We start from the raw sequence: 14,580 nt of genomic DNA, 5'->3' as shown, positions 1-14,580 counted from the left end.
ATCCTTTGGCGATAAATTATTAAAGGAGATGGCAATGTCAATTTTATTAGATAAACGTGAACTAAAGAAAGCAGCAAAAGAACTGACACTGGTTAAACTGACCGACGTTATTGAAACTCTGAATGCAGTGTTAGCTGAGCGTCAGGTAGAAGTTGAGCTAATCACTCAATTAGAACAGTTCGCTAAAGCTCAGGGCTTTACGATGGAGCAACTGGGCTACAAATTAAATAATGATTTAATCAGCACAGATACGCAGGATAGTCCGGCTAAAGCGGATAAGCGTCCTACCAAACCTAAGTTCAAAACTATCAATAAAGACAGCCAGTATTTTTATGTTGAGAACGGCCAGCTACAGCTGTTGCGTACTCATACCATGAAGAAAGGCCTGCAGGAGCGCGGTATCGACGTAGTTCCTGTAACTAACGTTGATAAGAAATACGCTAAGCAAATTGATGGTTTAATTGCTGATGCAACAGCGCAAGCGGTAGAAAATTTTAATGCTAAAGTAGATGCGTGGAATGAATGGGCAGCAGCTAATGCTGAAGAAATTCTTACCAAAAAATAATCAAGCGTTTTAAAGCATAAAGCCCGGATTAACCGGGCTTGCTATTTAATTACTTCACCAGTGTTTGAGCTGCTTTAATATAGGCATCGCCGCGATCTTGAGCCGTTGCTGTATCCATATGTTCAGAAGCAACGTGTACCTCTTCCAGTACGTCTTTTAATTTGCCGGTTTCAGCATGAATTTTTTCCAGCGCTACTTCGATGGTGTAGGTCAGTTCGTGAATTTCTACCATGGCAAGTGGTGTCAGCTCTCCTGCCAATACGGTTTTTAGTTTTTGATTATATTCACTGAAGTTGGCTACAGCTTGTTCCAGTGTATCTGAAGGCTTACCTTTATAATGATCTGGCCGCTCATCGGCCTGAACCAGCGCAGAACTTAACAGAGCAGCAGCGACAAATGTTGCAGATAAAAGTTTTTTCATACTAAACTCCAAAATGTAAATGAGAACCTTTCGCAACTAATTTAGCATATAACAAAGCCTCAGCCTACTAGAAACCCTAAAAAGCCGAGTTTTCGCATCTGTCAGCTTTGGCGACGTAATTTTTGATTAGAATAACTAAGCAAAGGTATACGGTGGCTATTCTGGCTAAAGCCTTATCGGCCTAACATGGTTAAGGTTTATGGCGTAACCTTAGTGCATAGTTTGCTATTTTATATGCATAAAAACTATGGGTAAGATTTTTTGGCTTTTCATTCAGTGACATTTTTTTGAACATACAATGAATTTTGATTTATTTAGGCATTAGTTTTACTAATGCCTTTGCTGCAATTTATCTCGTTCGTCGCTTGTGCAAAAAGTCGGCATAATGTGCAGCATATAGGCAAAGCTAAATACAGAGGTGAAGCATGACAACATTAAGTACTGCAGCAGATAAACATAACGTTACTGGTAAGCGTAGCAATGCAGTTGGCCGTGCTTTGCTTATTCGCCGTATTAACTACTTGCTGGCGAAAATGGGCCAGGCTCTCAACACCAGCTCGCTGGTAAGAAATAAATAAACCAGGCTGTTTTACAGCAGAAAAGCCACGCGACCCCAACCCGCGTGGCTTTTCTGTTTCTGGTATCTTGTTAGCGCTTATGGCTTGCATTACATTAATGTATAAATGGGTGAGAACTGGGAGCTTAAACAATGAGTGGGCATGAAAAAATTAATTATGTAGAGCTTCCGGCAAATAATTTAGCGGCAGCAAAGCAGTTTTACGGGCAGGTTTTTGGCTGGGTGTTTGCTGATTATGGGCCGGATTATGTAGCTTTTGCTAATTCAGGCCTGGATGGCGGCTTTTACCGTTCAGCAAAACAATCCACCGTGGCAACCGGTGCTGCGCTGGTCGTGCTGTACAGTAAAGACTTGCAGCAGACAGAAGCTAAGGTAATTGCCGCTGGCGGTACTATCGTTAAGCCTGTATTTACTTTTCCCGGCGGGCGCCGTTTTCATTTTGCCGATCCAAATGGCAATGAGTTAGCAGTGTGGTCAGAGCAGTAATATCTTGCCGCTTACGCTATACAACTGGCGTAAGCGGTCTCAGTACTTAACTGCATATTTCTTAACTGCATAAGACGGCCTTATTTTTTGCTGGCAGGTGTCTGCTCGGCTGCTTTAACAACGTACCGCTCAGCTTGTTCAGTGCCGGTTGCAAAAAACAGTTCTGTTGCGGTTTTTTCCAGTGATGCTTTTGCCTGCTGTTTAATATTGCCCGCCAGTTCTGCAAGCTGGTTAGTAACAGTCTCAGTTAAGCTATCAGTAATATTGTTGGCCTGAGCCGGTGCAGCAAAACCTAGTGTAATAACAGTAGCCAGGGTAAGAGCAGTTAACGTTTTCATCATTTCGTCCTTTTTGTCTTTGGTTAGGGTTAACAACACTCTTACTGTTACAAACAGCATGCCAGAATTTTGTATTAAATTATCTTATTGATTTATATTGTTTTTTGGCTTATTTCTTTTTGCTCTGTATTTGAGTTTTTAAAATGTCACCAACTTGATCTGGTGAAATTGACTAAAAATTAGTTGGTTTTTTATCGGCCACTCTGGTGCTTGGCATCAAAAAGCAATAGGCTATTATGCAGACATGCCCCTGAGAGCGTTAAAGTGGTTAAAGTAAGTCTTTGTTTTATGCTGCTGTTCTGTATAAATGGTGCCATCTTCGCGGCTACACCATTGCGGGTTGTTACCGAGCTGTCGCCACCGCATCAGACGATGCAGAACGGAGAAGTAGCGGGGCTTAGCACTGCACTGGTAAAGGCGGTTTTAACAGAAGCCAAATTGGAAACACAGATTGAAATGTATCCCTGGGCACGTTCACTACGTATTGCCAGAAGCCGGCCCAATGTACTTATTTACAATATGGCCCGCACGGCACAGCGTGAGGCCGAGTTTCACTGGATCGGAACTGTTGCGGCATATCATTTTGGCTTTGTTGCACTAAGCCATCGTACCGATATTACAATTGAAAGGCTGCAGGATGCTAAGACATTAACTATTGCCGTTCAGCGCGATGATTTATCTGCCAACTTTTTAATGAACAATGGCTTTGCTATAGGGCAGCAATTGGTGCTGGCTGCCGATATTACTGAATCGTGGCAATTATTGATTAATGGCAAGGTTGATTTAGTTATTGATGATCCCGCAGCACTGGCTGATATGGCGGCCAGTCTGAAATTGCCGCAAGAGTACATCCGTTTTGTTTATGCGATTCCTGAATTGGCACAGCAAACCTGGCTGGCTGCCAATATACAAACATCGGCTGAGCTGGTAACAAGGCTAAAGCAGGCGCATCACAAGGTGGCTGCGACTGCGCTTTATCAACAGGTCATGTCATCGACCTATCATCCGCTGCAATAAAAAACGCCCGCTGTTTGGCGGGCGTTACAAAGCATCAGATTTTTTTGTATTTAATCCGGTGTGGTTCCAGCGCATCTGCACCATAGGTGGCTTTTAACCAGGTTTCATAATCTGAGTAGTTGCCCTCAAAGAAATTCACCTTGCCCTCATCACGGTAATCCAGAATATGCGTGGCGATACGGTCAAGGAACCAACGGTCGTGCGAAATCACCATAGCGCAGCCAGGGAAATCGAGCAGAGCATTTTCCAGCGCGCGCAGCGTTTCTACGTCCAGATCGTTGGTAGGCTCATCCAGTAACAACATGTTCCCACCGGCTTTTAACAGCGCGGCTAAATGCACGCGGTTACGTTCACCGCCCGATAGCTCGCCGATAAATTTCTGCTGGTCATTACCTTTGAAGTTAAAGCGGCCAACATAAGCCCTGCTCGGGATCTGGAAACTGCCAATTTGCAGCATATCCTGGCCGTTGGAAATTTCCTGCCATACGGTGTTTTTCGGGTTCATGCTGTCGCGGAACTGATCAACACTGGCCAATTGTACCGTATCACCGACGCTGATGTCGCCGGAGTCGGCCTGCTCTGCACCACTGATCATTTTAAACAGTGTAGATTTACCGGCGCCGTTCGGGCCGATAATGCCAACGATGGCGCCTTTGGGGATGCTAAAGCTTAAATCTTCGATTAATAAACGATCGCCAAAAGATTTACGCAGGTGGTTAACTTCCAGCACTTTGTCGCCCAGACGCGGCCCTGGCGGAATAAACAGCTCGTTAGTTTCGTTACGCTTTTGAAATTCCTGGCTCTGTAGCTCTTCAAAGCGGGCCATCCGCGCTTTACTCTTAGCATGACGGCCTTTAGGGTTAGTGCGCACCCACTCCAGCTCTTGCTTAATTGAGCGTTGGCGGGCGTTTTCAGATTTTTCTTCCTGTTGCAAACGGGCATCTTTTTGTTCCAGCCAGGACGAGTAATTACCTTCCCACGGAATACCGTAACCACGGTCCAGCTCTAAAATCCAGCCGGCAACGTTATCAAGGAAATAACGGTCGTGGGTAATAGCGACCACTGTGCCAGGGTAATCGTGCAGGAAGCGCTCCAGCCATGCAACAGATTCGGCATCCAGGTGGTTGGTCGGTTCGTCCAGCAACAGCATGTCCGGGCGCTCTAATAGTAAGCGGCAAATAGCCACGCGGCGGCGTTCACCACCAGACAAATGCTCAATTTTGGCATCCCACGGCGGCAGGCGCAGTGCATCGGCGGCGCGCTCCAGCGTATTGTCCAGATTATGGCCTTCTTTGGCCTGAATTAACGCTTCCAGCTCGCCTTGCTCACGAGCCAGGGCATCAAAGTCAGCGTTTTCATCAGCATAGGCGGCGTAAACTTCGTCTAAACGGGTCAGCGCATTTTTAACGTCGCTGACGGCCTCTTCAACAATCTCACGCACTGTTTTGCTTGGATCCAACTGCGGTTCTTGCGGCAGGTAACCAATTTTAGTGCCAGCCAGTGGCCGGGCTTCGCCTTCAAACTCTTTGTCGACTCCGGCCATAATCCGTAGCAGGGTAGATTTACCCGAGCCGTTTAAGCCCAGTACGCCAATTTTGGCGCCAGGAAAGAAAGATAAAGAAATGTCTTTTAAAATAGTGCGTTTAGGTGGAACCACCTTCGACACACGATGCATTGAGTAGATATATTGAGCCATGGTTTATCTGCTTATCATTGCTGGTAATAGTGCCAGCAATTGTACGTTATTTTCACCGGACAGGGAAAGGCGCGCTCAGGGCGTATAAGATAAAACTCGCTTTTACGCCGCGCTTTCTGGTCTAATAGCAACCAGTACTTTACCCGGGTGGAAATGAATATGAGTCAATTTGCGCAAGATCCAAGTTTTCAGCGTTTCGTTGAAGAAGCTAAAACCCATGGTGTGGTTTATGTATTAGCAGATGGTGAAGATCTGCTGGTAGTTGAATCGGTAGAATTTGAAGACACAGACGTAATGCCGTTCTGGTCAGATGAAGCATCAGCCAAAGCGCATTGCTCTGAAGAATGGGCAGTGTACAAACCAGAGGCCATTCCGCTGGACGTATTTTGCGATGGTTGGTTAAAAGAAATGTACGACGATGGTGTGTTAATTGGCACTAACTGGGACGAAAGTTTAAACGGCCCGGAAGTGGAACCACGCGAGTTACTTGAAGCCCTGTCACTGGTGCAATAAGCCGTTCTGCTGTTTAAAGCCTTGCGGTTTTCTTTGTCGCAGGGCTTTGCTGATCATAAAAATGGCAAAAAAATGACTTTCCTCTTAAACTATCGGCCTTGACGGCACGTATTGTTGGTCTAACAGCCGGTTTGGATATAGTTATGTTATCAGAAGAAGCAGTATTGGTTAGAAGCGCGTTAGAAGCTTTGGGGCTCGAAACCCCGATGCTGGACAATGGTTTGTCGCGCGATCAGAAGTACGACAAGATAAACAGCCTGATGGCAGAAGTCGTCAGTACGCTGGGTCTGGATTTGCGCGATGACAGCTTAAGCGAAACGCCGCACCGGATTGCCAAAATGTATGTTGATGAGATTTTTGGCGGCCTTAATTATGCCAACTTTCCCAAAATTGCATTAATTGACAATAAAATGCAGGTAAAGGAAATGGTTAAGGTAAAGGACATCAGCTTTACCAGTACCTGTGAGCATCATTTTGTCACTATTGATGGTTATGCGACGGTGGCCTATATTCCGGAAAAACGCATTATTGGCTTGTCGAAAATTAACCGTATAGTACGCTTTTTTGCCCAGCGCCCTCAGGTGCAGGAGCGTTTAACGCAACAAGTTTTGGTGGCATTGCAAACTTTGCTGCAAACCAACAATGTAGCAGTAACGATGGAAGCTGTGCATTACTGTGTAAAATCGCGTGGCGTGATGGATGTAAATTCCAAAACGCAAACCACTGCACTGGGCGGTATTTTTAAAGATGATGGCCGCACCCGCGCCGAGTTTCTTGCGCGCTATTAATGCATTTTGTTAAACCGTTGACCAATATTAAGGCGCTTAGATGCGCCTTTTTTACGCCTTGGTTTTTATTGCAAATACGAATTATTATCAGTATTATGCCGGTAACTTTTTTACCGGTAGTGTTGTAATGATAGAACGTGGTCGTGGCCCTGTGCTGGCAAAATTTATGCGGTTACTGCACAGCTACAGCTCGATGTTAGTGTTGGTATTGCTGCTGTTTTTTGCCATTACCGGTATCACCCTGAACCACCCGGATCTGCTGTACAGCACTGCAGGCAAAAGCAGCCGTCAGCAACTGCTGCCGTTACCCGACGCCTTGCAATACGTCGACTTACCCCAGTCAGACAGCGAACAAGAAGCTATTGCTTTGCAGTTCAGGAACTGGCTACGCAATGAACATCAGGTGAAGGCTTCGGTATTCAGTTATCAGTTTGATATTGACGACGGCCTGTTGGAGCTGGATTTCAAGCGGCCGGCGGGGTATGCCTCAGTGGTAGTTGACTTTGCCGCCAACACGGCCGAGTTGGACCTGGAGTTTAACGGTTATCTGGCATTGCTGAACGATTTGCACAAAGGCCGTAATGCCGGCCTTAGCTGGCTGCTACTGATTGATCTTACGGCGGTTGCCTGCATTATTTTTGCTCTGACCGGGTTTTATCTGATGCTCAAGCAAGCCTCGCGGCGCAGCATTGGCAATATCCTGGCGATGCTGGGCATTTTTATCAGTTTGTTTGCGTATATCTTGTCATTACATTAGCGCCGGTGTTGGCGTATTGCAGAGGGAATATTATGAAGTTAACCGGTGCTTGTTTATGTGTATGTGCTGCGGCCTTGTTGGGGCACGCTACGTTACAGGCTGCACAAAGTGATATTACGCTGGAGCTGCCGGCAATAGAAACCAGCCAATACCACCGGCCTTACGTTGCTATTTGGGTCGAAGATGCGCAGCAGCAGCCGGTAAAACTGATTGCCCTTTGGGTAGAAAAACCAGACTGGTTAAAAGATTTGCGCCGTTTCTGGCGCAAAATTGGCCGCAGCAATACGGCTTTGGTTGATGCTGTAAGCGGTGCCACGCAGAAACCTGGCAGCTACACCTTGCACTGGGATGGTAACAATGATGACGGCGGCGCCCTGCCTGCCGGTAAGTATACGCTTTTCGTTGAAGCCGCCCGCGAACAGGGGGGCCGTAGCCTGGCAAAACATGAATTTACCCTGCCAGCGAAGAATGCCGTTATTGAAATAGCCGCCGACGGTGAGCTTGGCGATATCAGCGCAATACTGCGCTGAGTAATACCTGAATTAACAGACTATTAAGGAATATTAAAATGTTAAAAAAAGCAGCGTTAGTTATGTCGGCATTATGTATCAGTGCCAGTGTCAGCGCCCACACATTATGGCTGGTACCCAGCCACTACGTGTTATCTAAGCAAGACAGCTGGATAGCCGTTGATGCTTCTGCGGCCAATATGACATTTGTACCGGATAAAGGCATTGGTTTAACCAGCCTGAAACTGTACACCCCGGATGGCAAAGCGCAGGACGTGACTACCGTATATCAGGGTAAGCGCAAATCTATGGCGGATGTGCAGCTAGCTGGCGATGGCACTTACCGGCTGGAAATGGCTAACCCACTGCGTTATTTCACCAGCTATGAGCTCAACGGTGAACGCAAACGTCTGATGGCTAATAAACAGGAGCGTACCGCACAACTGCCAGCCGGAGCCACAAAGGTAGAAACAGTACAAATGCGCAGCCGCAATTTTGCTTATGTTACAGTAAATAGCCCGACACAAACGGTGCTGAAACTACAAAACGCCGGGCTGGAAATCAGCAGCAATACGCATCCGGCCGATGTTGTAGCGGAAGAAGCACTGCAATTTGTATTTCATCTGGACGGCAAACCGCAAGCCGGCGTAAAAGGTGTGTTGTCTTATGAAGGCGAGTTGTATCGTAACGACGCTGGCCGTGTTGAGTTTGAAACCGACAATAAAGGCCAGTTTAGCTTTACCCCACAGCACGCCGGGCGCTATTTAATTGAAGCGTCTTATTCAGCCGATACCGCTACGGCGCTGGCAGATAAAGTGCGTGAATCTGTTACTTTTACGTTTGAAGTTGCCCTGCCGTAACCCGACAATTTACCCTTTTATCCAATAAAGCCAGCCTGTTTCGATAGGCTGGCTTTGTGCTATTTGTTACACTCTGGCGCAAAATATTTGCAGGAAAACCTTATGCGCATTTTTGCTGATGAGAACATGCCACTGGTGCAGCCGTTTTTTGCTCAGTTTGGGGATGTCAGCTTGTTTAACGGCCGTACCGTGAAGGCTGAACAACTGGCCGGGGCTGATATTTTGCTGGTGCGTTCGGTAACACAGGTTGATGCGGCTTTGCTAAGCCAGTGCCCGGACCTGCGTTTTGTCGGCACTGCCACCATTGGTATGGATCATATTGATCAGCCGTATCTGGCACAGCGTAATATCAGTTTTTCCAGTGCGCCTGGCTGTAATGCGCAATCTGTGGTCGAATATGTACTTAGCAGCCTGTGGTATCTGGCAGATAAATATCAGTGGCAGTTAACTGAAAAAACCATTGGTGTAGTTGGCGTGGGCAATATTGGCCGTCGGCTGGTAACGGCATTACAGGCGCTTAATATCACCATATTGCAGTGCGATCCGCTACGGGCGCAGCAAGAGGCGGATTTCGCCCATACCGATTTTGCAACCTTGTGTCAGCAAGCTGATATTATCAGTTTTCATACGCCGCTTATTAGCAATGGCCCTTTTGCTACCCGGCATCTACTGAATGCTAAAACAATGCAGCAGCTTAAGCCCCATTGCGCTGTCATTAATGCGTCGCGCGGTGCTGTGATTGATAATCAGGCATTACTTAGCGAGCTGAGTAGTACGGCTCAAAAAAGAGCGGTAGTGCTGGATGTATGGGAGCAAGAGCCGGATATCCTTACGGCGTTGCTACCTTATGTTGATATCGCCACCGCACATATTGCCGGGCATAGTGTTGAAGGCAAAGCCCGCGGTACAGAAATGTTATATCAGCGCTGCTGTGAATTGTTTGGCCAGCCGGTAAAACAGCAGTTAAGCCAGTTGCTTGCAGTGCCAGCAATGGAAAAATTGCAAATTAGCGCAGATTTTGGGCTTCCAGATGTCCAAAATTTAGCAAGACTGTTATATGATGTGCGCCGTGATGATGCAATACTGCGCCATTACCTGCAGCGTAACGGGTTTGACTGGCTAAGAAAGTCATATCCGGCGCGGCGTGAATTCAGCTCATTACAACTGTGTGGCAAGGTGATACCAGGCTACTTGCCGCAATTAGGTTTTAGCCTCGCACAATAATTAGAGGGACTGTCATGGCTTCGCAATATAATGTTGCCGTTTTAGGTGCAACAGGGTTGGTAGGACAACATTTAATCGAAATTCTGGAGCAGCGCGACTTCCCGGTTGCTGAACTGTTCCCATTAGCCAGCAGCCGCTCTGCTGGTGGTACCGTGACGTTCAAAGGCAAAAAAATTAAGGTTATTGACGCAGAAACCTTCGACTGGTCAAAAGCGCAAATTGGTTTGTTTTCTGCCGGTGGCAGCGTATCAGCAATTTATGCCCCCAAGGCTGCTGATGCCGGTTGTGTGGTGATCGACAATACCTCACATTACCGTTATGAGCCGGATATTCCTCTGGTGGTGCCAGAAGTTAACGCCCATGCTATTGCCGATTACCGTAACCGCAATATTATCGCCAACCCCAATTGCTCCACTATCCAGATGCTGGTGGCGTTAAAACCAATTCATGACGCTGTGGGCATTAGCCGTATTAACGTAGCAACTTATCAGTCGGTAAGTGGTGCAGGCCAGGATGCTGTAGAAGCATTAGCCCGTGAAGCCGCGCAGCTGATGAATGGCCGGCCTATAGAAGATGAAGGCAAGTTTGCCCGGCAGATCGCTTTTAACGTGATCCCGCAAATTGATGTGTTTATGGATAACGGCTACACCAAAGAAGAAATGAAAATGCACTGGGAAACGCAGAAGATTTTCGGTGACGACAGCATTTCTGTTAACGCCACTGCGGTGCGGGTACCGGTGTTTTTCGGCCATGCCGAAGCGGTACATATTGAAACCCGTATGCCCATCAGCGTTGAGCAGGTAAAAGCGTTGCTGGCCGAAGCGCCTGGCGTAGTGTTACTGGAAAACAATGCTGATTTCCCAACCCAGGTATGTAGCGCGGCTGGTAAAGATGACGTATTTGTTGGCCGTATCCGTCAGGATTTATCGCATGAAAATGGTATAAATCTGTGGGTTGTAGCAGATAATATCCGCAAAGGCGCCGCAACAAACAGCATTCAGATTGCAGAGCATCTGATCCGCGATTATCTCTAATTATACTAAGGCCCCGCATGGGGCCTTGTTGTTTTTATGCCCGGTTAATTTCACTACGTTTTTTTAACACTGGTCAGAATGGCCGCCTTGCTTTATATTTTCAGCATTTAGTTACCACATATAGTTGGAACAGTGTTTGCAGGTCGTTTGCAGTTAGCGCTAAAGATTACTACAGCTGCTGCCGATTTCTTCTGTAAATGCGCCTGATTTTGGGGTAGGGGACATTAATGCCTTGGTTATTTGTTTTACTGATTACTGTGCTTGTCAATTTTTCGTCATCCTTGCAGGCACAGGAGAATACAACCCAAATTCGTGGGCCGCGAGGTTCAGATGCGGTTACTCCTTCGCAAATCCGCGGGCCGCGTAATTCCGATACCGTCGCACCAGCTGAGCAAATTGGCCCGTTAAGCCCGGCCGACACCTTATGGCGGGTCGCTGAGCGGGTTAAACCTGCTGGCAATATCAGCCTGTATCAGGTGATGTACGCGCTATACCTGAAAAACCCTGATGCTTTTCTTGAGAATAATCTTAATCACTTAAAACCCGGCGCAATCCTGGTGCTGCCATCGCTGCAGGAAATTCAGCAGGTTGATGTTGCCATTGCCAGACAAAAAGCCGAGCAGGACGACAAAATCTGGGCTCAGCGGCAAAAAGCTGCCGCGCCAAAGCCAGTGGCTACCGCAAGCACCAGCAGTGTTGATGTCAGTGCGACACCGCCGCAATGGCAGGCAGAGTTAAAACGGTTGGACGAACAGCAACGCCAGCAGCTTGATGGCTTACGCAGCCAGTTTGCTGATTCAACGCAACTGGTTGAAACCATGGTGCAGGAGAATTTGCAGCTAAAAACCAGTTTAACCAAGTTACAGCAAGAGCTGGAATTACTCAAAGTACAGCTGGGTGAGGATAGTGAAATTCAGCAGCAAATTGAGCTTTTAGTGCAACAACAGGCACAGCTGCTGCAAGCTAAAGCTGACGAAGACGCCGCGGCAAAAGTGGCGGCAGAGCAAAGTTTTGACTGGCAAAGCCTGCTGCAAAACCCGCTAAGTTGGATCCTCGCAGCCTGTATACCGGCATTGCTGGTGTTGTTCAGTGTGTTGATGTGGGTAAAAAAACGCGGCCAAAAAACTGAAGAAGTCATTAATGCAGCCCGAACAGAACCCCAGACAGATCCTACTTATCATTCACCACTGCCGCCGCTGGAAGAAAATGATGATTTGGATGAAAGCCTGTTCGAAATTGATGATGCGCTGCTCGAAGATGCCTTTGTAGATGACACCATATTAACGGCAGACAGCAGTGCAGACAGCGATCTGTTGCAGTTTGACGATGCACTGACTTTTGAAGATGACAGTTTGTTACCAACGGCAGACAGCAAATCAGCAGAGCAGCCAACAAAGCCGGATGAGACATTTGATGCCGATAATATTTTGTCTGACAATGATTTGGCGGCCCTTTTTGCTGCAGATGATGACGACGACGCTATTATTGAGCTGGCTGATAACGACGATGGTCTGGACGATATATTAAGCGAGCCTGACACTCAGCCGGACATGAGCGGCGATAGTACTCCAGATGAAGAAACGTTTGACGAATTTGATATTGATGATCTGATAGAAGAAGTAGCACTGGATGAAGACGACGAGCTGGTTGAATTAGCCGGACAAGAGCAGGATATGCTGGCAGCATTGGCCCGGAAGACTCCGGAGCCAACCGAACCGGAGGCTGATACTGAAACCAGCGTTGCTGCAACTGAAGCAGATATTACCCTGGATGACGCTTTGCTGGCAGAGCCAGAGCAAAGCTTTGACAGTTCAGAGCTGGAAGAGTTTGCCGAGAGCCTGGTAGCGGAAAGCGAAGCTGCGCAGCTTGAAGTGATACCAGAGTATGAACTGACAGATGATGATGAAGCGCTGTTAAATGCAGAACTGAGTGAACTGCTCGACCAGGTAGACACGCTTGACGACGTGGCAGCTGAAGATGCTACTACTAATACTGTTACGCCGCAGGATATCGGGCTTGAGCCATCGCCGTCAGAGCCGGACAGCGAACGGGCTGACGAGCTTGACACTGCAGCTCAGGATGCGACGCCACTTGATACTGCAACGCTTGATACTACAGCAATAGATACCGGGCTGAGTGAGCTGGATGATGCGCTGATTGATGATGCTGATGCCTTAAATGCCGAAAATAAAACCTTGCAGAGCCTTGATCTGACGGCACTGGATGACACCTCTGTCAGCCGGCCGACAGAGGCGGCATTATCGGTAGAAAACCCCAGCAAGATGCTTGAGCAATACCCTGAACTGGAGATGGCCGATGATGATTTGCTTGGTGAGTTTGACTCGGCTTTTGAGTTGTCTGACACTGACGGGCCGTTGCCCGACGAGGCTGTTGAAATAGAGCTGGATCCGCTGCCAGAGGCACAGTTTGATACACTGATGACCGAACTGGAAGCGATGGCAGATAATCTGGAACTGACCGATGCTACTGCAGAGGATGTGGCAGATTTCAACCTGACAGATGACACTGATGTAACAGCTGCTCCTGTGGTTGAAGATTTTGATTTTGCCGATGACGATTTTGTTGAAATTGACAAGTTGCTGGCCAGTGCCGACCAGCAAGAGCTGGACCCGGAGCGGTTTAACAAGCTCAATGTTGATGTAGGGCTGGACGAGTTTGCCGATATTATCGGCGAGCACGAGCAGCGCGATGTTGACAGAGAAGATAACGGCTACGCAGCTAAGCTTGACTTAGTACGGGCTTATATCGAGATCGATGACAAAGAAAGCGCTGCTATGTTACTGGATGACATTCTTGCCTCTGACGCGCCGGATAATGTTAAAACCGAAGCGGCCAAACTAAAGCAAGCCGAATAATCGCCAACACTGCATATTAATGGCGGTTGCGGTATAATCGCCGCCGTTTAACAGGGGGATGGCATGCGCATTGCGTTAGGTATTGAGTACGACGGGTCTGGGTTTTATGGCTGGCAGCGCCAGCGTGAAGTAAACAGCGTACAGCAGGAACTGGAAATGGCACTGTCTAAAGTGGCTAACCAGCCGGTAGAATTGTTTTGTGCCGGGCGCACTGATGCTGGTGTACATGCCACCGGGCAGGTCGTGCATTTTGATACTACTGCTGTACGTGATGATAAAGCCTGGGTAATGGGTACTAATGCCCAGTTACCTGATGCAATCGCAGTGCGCTGGGCCAAAGCAGTACCCGATGATTTTCATGCCCGTTTTAGCGCCACAGCCCGCCGTTACCGCTATATTATTTATAACCATAAGTTCCGCCCGGCCATTTTACGCGCTGGTTTAAGCCACTATCATCAAAACCTGGATACAGATTTGATGCAGCAGGCTGGCGAATATTTGCTGGGTGAGCAGGATTTCAGCTCGTTTCGTGCTATGCAATGCCAGTCGCATAGCCCGTTTCGTAATGTACATCACTTACGTATTAGCAGGCAGGGTGATTACATTATTCTGGATATTAAAGCTAATGCGTTTTTACACCACATGGTACGCAACATTACCGGCAGCTTGCTGGAGGTAGGCATGAAAAGTCGCCCGCCATATTGGATTGCTGAGCTGTTAGCCGCCAAAGATCGTAATCTTGCGGCTGCAACGGCTAAACCCGGTGGGCTTTATCTGGTAGATGTAGATTACCCAGCGCATTTCGCCTTACCCAAGGCAGTAACCGGCCCCCTGTTTTTGCCGGATTAAAGGCGGTTTGACGGCCTTACGGCTTGTACTACTAAGACCAGTTTTTTATATTATGTAGTATTAGTTTTGT

Annotated in this window: 16 protein-coding genes; 13 read left to right on the top strand and 3 right to left on the bottom strand. The window is 47.6% G+C overall.

Going from position 1 to position 14,580, the window contains the following annotated elements; translation table 11 throughout:
• Positions 1-34: 34 nt before the first annotated feature.
• Positions 35-565 carry an H-NS family histone-like protein gene (locus MJX74_RS13625; protein ID WP_240223372.1) on the top strand — a complete coding sequence of 177 codons (531 nt, stop codon included), beginning with the start codon at positions 35-37 and terminating at the stop codon, positions 563-565.
• A gap of 49 nt (positions 566-614) precedes the next feature.
• Here the strand turns inward: MJX74_RS13625 and MJX74_RS13620 are convergent, their stop codons facing one another.
• Complete coding sequence (locus MJX74_RS13620) at positions 615-986, bottom strand: DUF6746 family protein (protein ID WP_240223371.1); 372 nt, start codon at positions 984-986, stop codon at positions 615-617.
• A gap of 425 nt (positions 987-1,411) precedes the next feature.
• Between MJX74_RS13620 and MJX74_RS13615 the strand changes: the two genes are divergently transcribed.
• Both MJX74_RS13615 and MJX74_RS13610 read left to right on the top strand, forming a co-directional pair.
• Complete coding sequence (locus MJX74_RS13615; RefSeq protein WP_240223370.1) at positions 1,412-1,564, top strand: hypothetical protein; 153 nt, start codon at positions 1,412-1,414, stop codon at positions 1,562-1,564.
• Positions 1,565-1,695: 131 nt separating this feature from the next.
• Positions 1,696-2,049 carry a VOC family protein gene (locus MJX74_RS13610; protein ID WP_240223369.1) on the top strand — a complete coding sequence of 118 codons (354 nt, stop codon included), beginning with the start codon at positions 1,696-1,698 and terminating at the stop codon, positions 2,047-2,049.
• Positions 2,050-2,129: 80 nt separating this feature from the next.
• On the opposite strand, the gene MJX74_RS13605 is transcribed toward MJX74_RS13610, so the two are convergent.
• Positions 2,130-2,387, bottom strand: a complete 258-nt coding sequence (locus MJX74_RS13605; RefSeq protein ID WP_240223368.1) for a hypothetical protein — start codon at positions 2,385-2,387, stop codon at positions 2,130-2,132.
• A 288-nt stretch (positions 2,388-2,675) separates the two neighbouring features.
• Here MJX74_RS13605 and MJX74_RS13600 point away from each other — a divergent pair, with 288 nt between their 5' ends.
• Positions 2,676-3,404, top strand: a complete 729-nt coding sequence (locus MJX74_RS13600; protein ID WP_240223367.1) for a substrate-binding periplasmic protein — start codon at positions 2,676-2,678, stop codon at positions 3,402-3,404.
• Positions 3,405-3,438: 34 nt separating this feature from the next.
• Here MJX74_RS13600 and ettA read toward each other — a convergent pair whose 3' ends face one another.
• A complete protein-coding gene (ettA, locus tag MJX74_RS13595; protein WP_240223366.1) occupies positions 3,439-5,100 on the bottom strand; it encodes an energy-dependent translational throttle protein EttA in 1,662 nt (553 codons plus the stop codon).
• Positions 5,101-5,259: 159 nt separating this feature from the next.
• On the opposite strand from ettA, the gene MJX74_RS13590 reads away from it, so the two are divergent.
• The 9 genes from MJX74_RS13590 (at position 5,260) to truA (ending at position 14,510) form a co-directional block, all read left to right on the top strand.
• The gene (locus MJX74_RS13590) at positions 5,260-5,613 is read left to right on the top strand and encodes a DUF2750 domain-containing protein (protein WP_068229814.1); all 354 of its coding nucleotides are present in this window, start codon (positions 5,260-5,262) and stop codon (positions 5,611-5,613) included.
• 143 nt (positions 5,614-5,756) lie between these two features.
• A complete protein-coding gene (folE, locus tag MJX74_RS13585) occupies positions 5,757-6,401 on the top strand; it encodes a GTP cyclohydrolase I FolE (RefSeq protein WP_240223365.1) in 645 nt (214 codons plus the stop codon).
• A 40-nt stretch (positions 6,402-6,441) separates the two neighbouring features.
• The gene (locus MJX74_RS13580) at positions 6,442-7,158 is read left to right on the top strand and encodes a PepSY-associated TM helix domain-containing protein (RefSeq protein WP_240223364.1); all 717 of its coding nucleotides are present in this window, start codon (positions 6,442-6,444) and stop codon (positions 7,156-7,158) included.
• A 32-nt stretch (positions 7,159-7,190) separates the two neighbouring features.
• On the top strand, positions 7,191-7,688 hold the full coding sequence (locus MJX74_RS13575; RefSeq protein WP_240223363.1) for a DUF2271 domain-containing protein: 498 nt from the start codon (positions 7,191-7,193) through the stop codon (positions 7,686-7,688).
• A gap of 38 nt (positions 7,689-7,726) precedes the next feature.
• On the top strand, positions 7,727-8,527 hold the full coding sequence (locus tag MJX74_RS13570; RefSeq protein WP_240223362.1) for a DUF4198 domain-containing protein: 801 nt from the start codon (positions 7,727-7,729) through the stop codon (positions 8,525-8,527).
• A 102-nt stretch (positions 8,528-8,629) separates the two neighbouring features.
• Positions 8,630-9,751 carry a 4-phosphoerythronate dehydrogenase gene (locus MJX74_RS13565; protein WP_240223361.1) on the top strand — a complete coding sequence of 374 codons (1,122 nt, stop codon included), beginning with the start codon at positions 8,630-8,632 and terminating at the stop codon, positions 9,749-9,751.
• Positions 9,752-9,765: 14 nt separating this feature from the next.
• Complete coding sequence (locus MJX74_RS13560) at positions 9,766-10,785, top strand: aspartate-semialdehyde dehydrogenase (protein WP_240223360.1); 1,020 nt, start codon at positions 9,766-9,768, stop codon at positions 10,783-10,785.
• A gap of 227 nt (positions 10,786-11,012) precedes the next feature.
• Complete coding sequence (locus tag MJX74_RS13555) at positions 11,013-13,661, top strand: FimV/HubP family polar landmark protein (protein WP_240223359.1); 2,649 nt, start codon at positions 11,013-11,015, stop codon at positions 13,659-13,661.
• Positions 13,662-13,724: 63 nt separating this feature from the next.
• Entirely contained in the window at positions 13,725-14,510 is a 786-nt protein-coding gene (gene truA / locus MJX74_RS13550; protein WP_240223358.1) for a tRNA pseudouridine(38-40) synthase TruA, read from the top strand.
• The last annotated feature ends 70 nt before the right edge of the window (positions 14,511-14,580 follow it).

Source organism: Rheinheimera hassiensis (assembly GCF_022436675.1).
GTDB classification, from domain to species: domain Bacteria; phylum Pseudomonadota; class Gammaproteobacteria; order Enterobacterales; family Alteromonadaceae; genus Alishewanella; species Alishewanella hassiensis.
This window is presented reverse-complemented; position numbering and strand designations above follow the sequence as displayed.

Excerpts from the sequence above, each read along its gene's own strand:
- MJX74_RS13605 (WP_240223368.1), bottom strand. The coding sequence starts at position 2,387 with ATGAAAACGTTAACTGCTCTTACCCTGGCTACTGTTATTACACTAGGT.
- MJX74_RS13590 (WP_068229814.1), top strand. The coding sequence starts at position 5,260 with ATGAGTCAATTTGCGCAAGATCCAAGTTTTCAGCGTTTCGTTGAAGAA.
- MJX74_RS13560 (WP_240223360.1), top strand. The coding sequence starts at position 9,766 with ATGGCTTCGCAATATAATGTTGCCGTTTTAGGTGCAACAGGGTTGGTA.
- MJX74_RS13610 (WP_240223369.1), top strand. The coding sequence starts at position 1,696 with ATGAGTGGGCATGAAAAAATTAATTATGTAGAGCTTCCGGCAAATAAT.
- MJX74_RS13580 (WP_240223364.1), top strand. The coding sequence starts at position 6,442 with ATGCGCCTTTTTTACGCCTTGGTTTTTATTGCAAATACGAATTATTAT.
- MJX74_RS13575 (WP_240223363.1), top strand. The coding sequence starts at position 7,191 with ATGAAGTTAACCGGTGCTTGTTTATGTGTATGTGCTGCGGCCTTGTTG.
- MJX74_RS13620 (WP_240223371.1), bottom strand. The coding sequence starts at position 986 with ATGAAAAAACTTTTATCTGCAACATTTGTCGCTGCTGCTCTGTTAAGT.
- ettA (WP_240223366.1), bottom strand. The coding sequence starts at position 5,100 with ATGGCTCAATATATCTACTCAATGCATCGTGTGTCGAAGGTGGTTCCA.
- MJX74_RS13570 (WP_240223362.1), top strand. The coding sequence starts at position 7,727 with ATGTTAAAAAAAGCAGCGTTAGTTATGTCGGCATTATGTATCAGTGCC.
- MJX74_RS13625 (WP_240223372.1), top strand. The coding sequence starts at position 35 with ATGTCAATTTTATTAGATAAACGTGAACTAAAGAAAGCAGCAAAAGAA.
- MJX74_RS13615 (WP_240223370.1), top strand. The coding sequence starts at position 1,412 with ATGACAACATTAAGTACTGCAGCAGATAAACATAACGTTACTGGTAAG.
- MJX74_RS13600 (WP_240223367.1), top strand. The coding sequence starts at position 2,676 with ATGCTGCTGTTCTGTATAAATGGTGCCATCTTCGCGGCTACACCATTG.
- folE (WP_240223365.1), top strand. The coding sequence starts at position 5,757 with ATGTTATCAGAAGAAGCAGTATTGGTTAGAAGCGCGTTAGAAGCTTTG.
- MJX74_RS13565 (WP_240223361.1), top strand. The coding sequence starts at position 8,630 with ATGCGCATTTTTGCTGATGAGAACATGCCACTGGTGCAGCCGTTTTTT.
- MJX74_RS13555 (WP_240223359.1), top strand. The coding sequence starts at position 11,013 with ATGCCTTGGTTATTTGTTTTACTGATTACTGTGCTTGTCAATTTTTCG.
- truA (WP_240223358.1), top strand. The coding sequence starts at position 13,725 with ATGCGCATTGCGTTAGGTATTGAGTACGACGGGTCTGGGTTTTATGGC.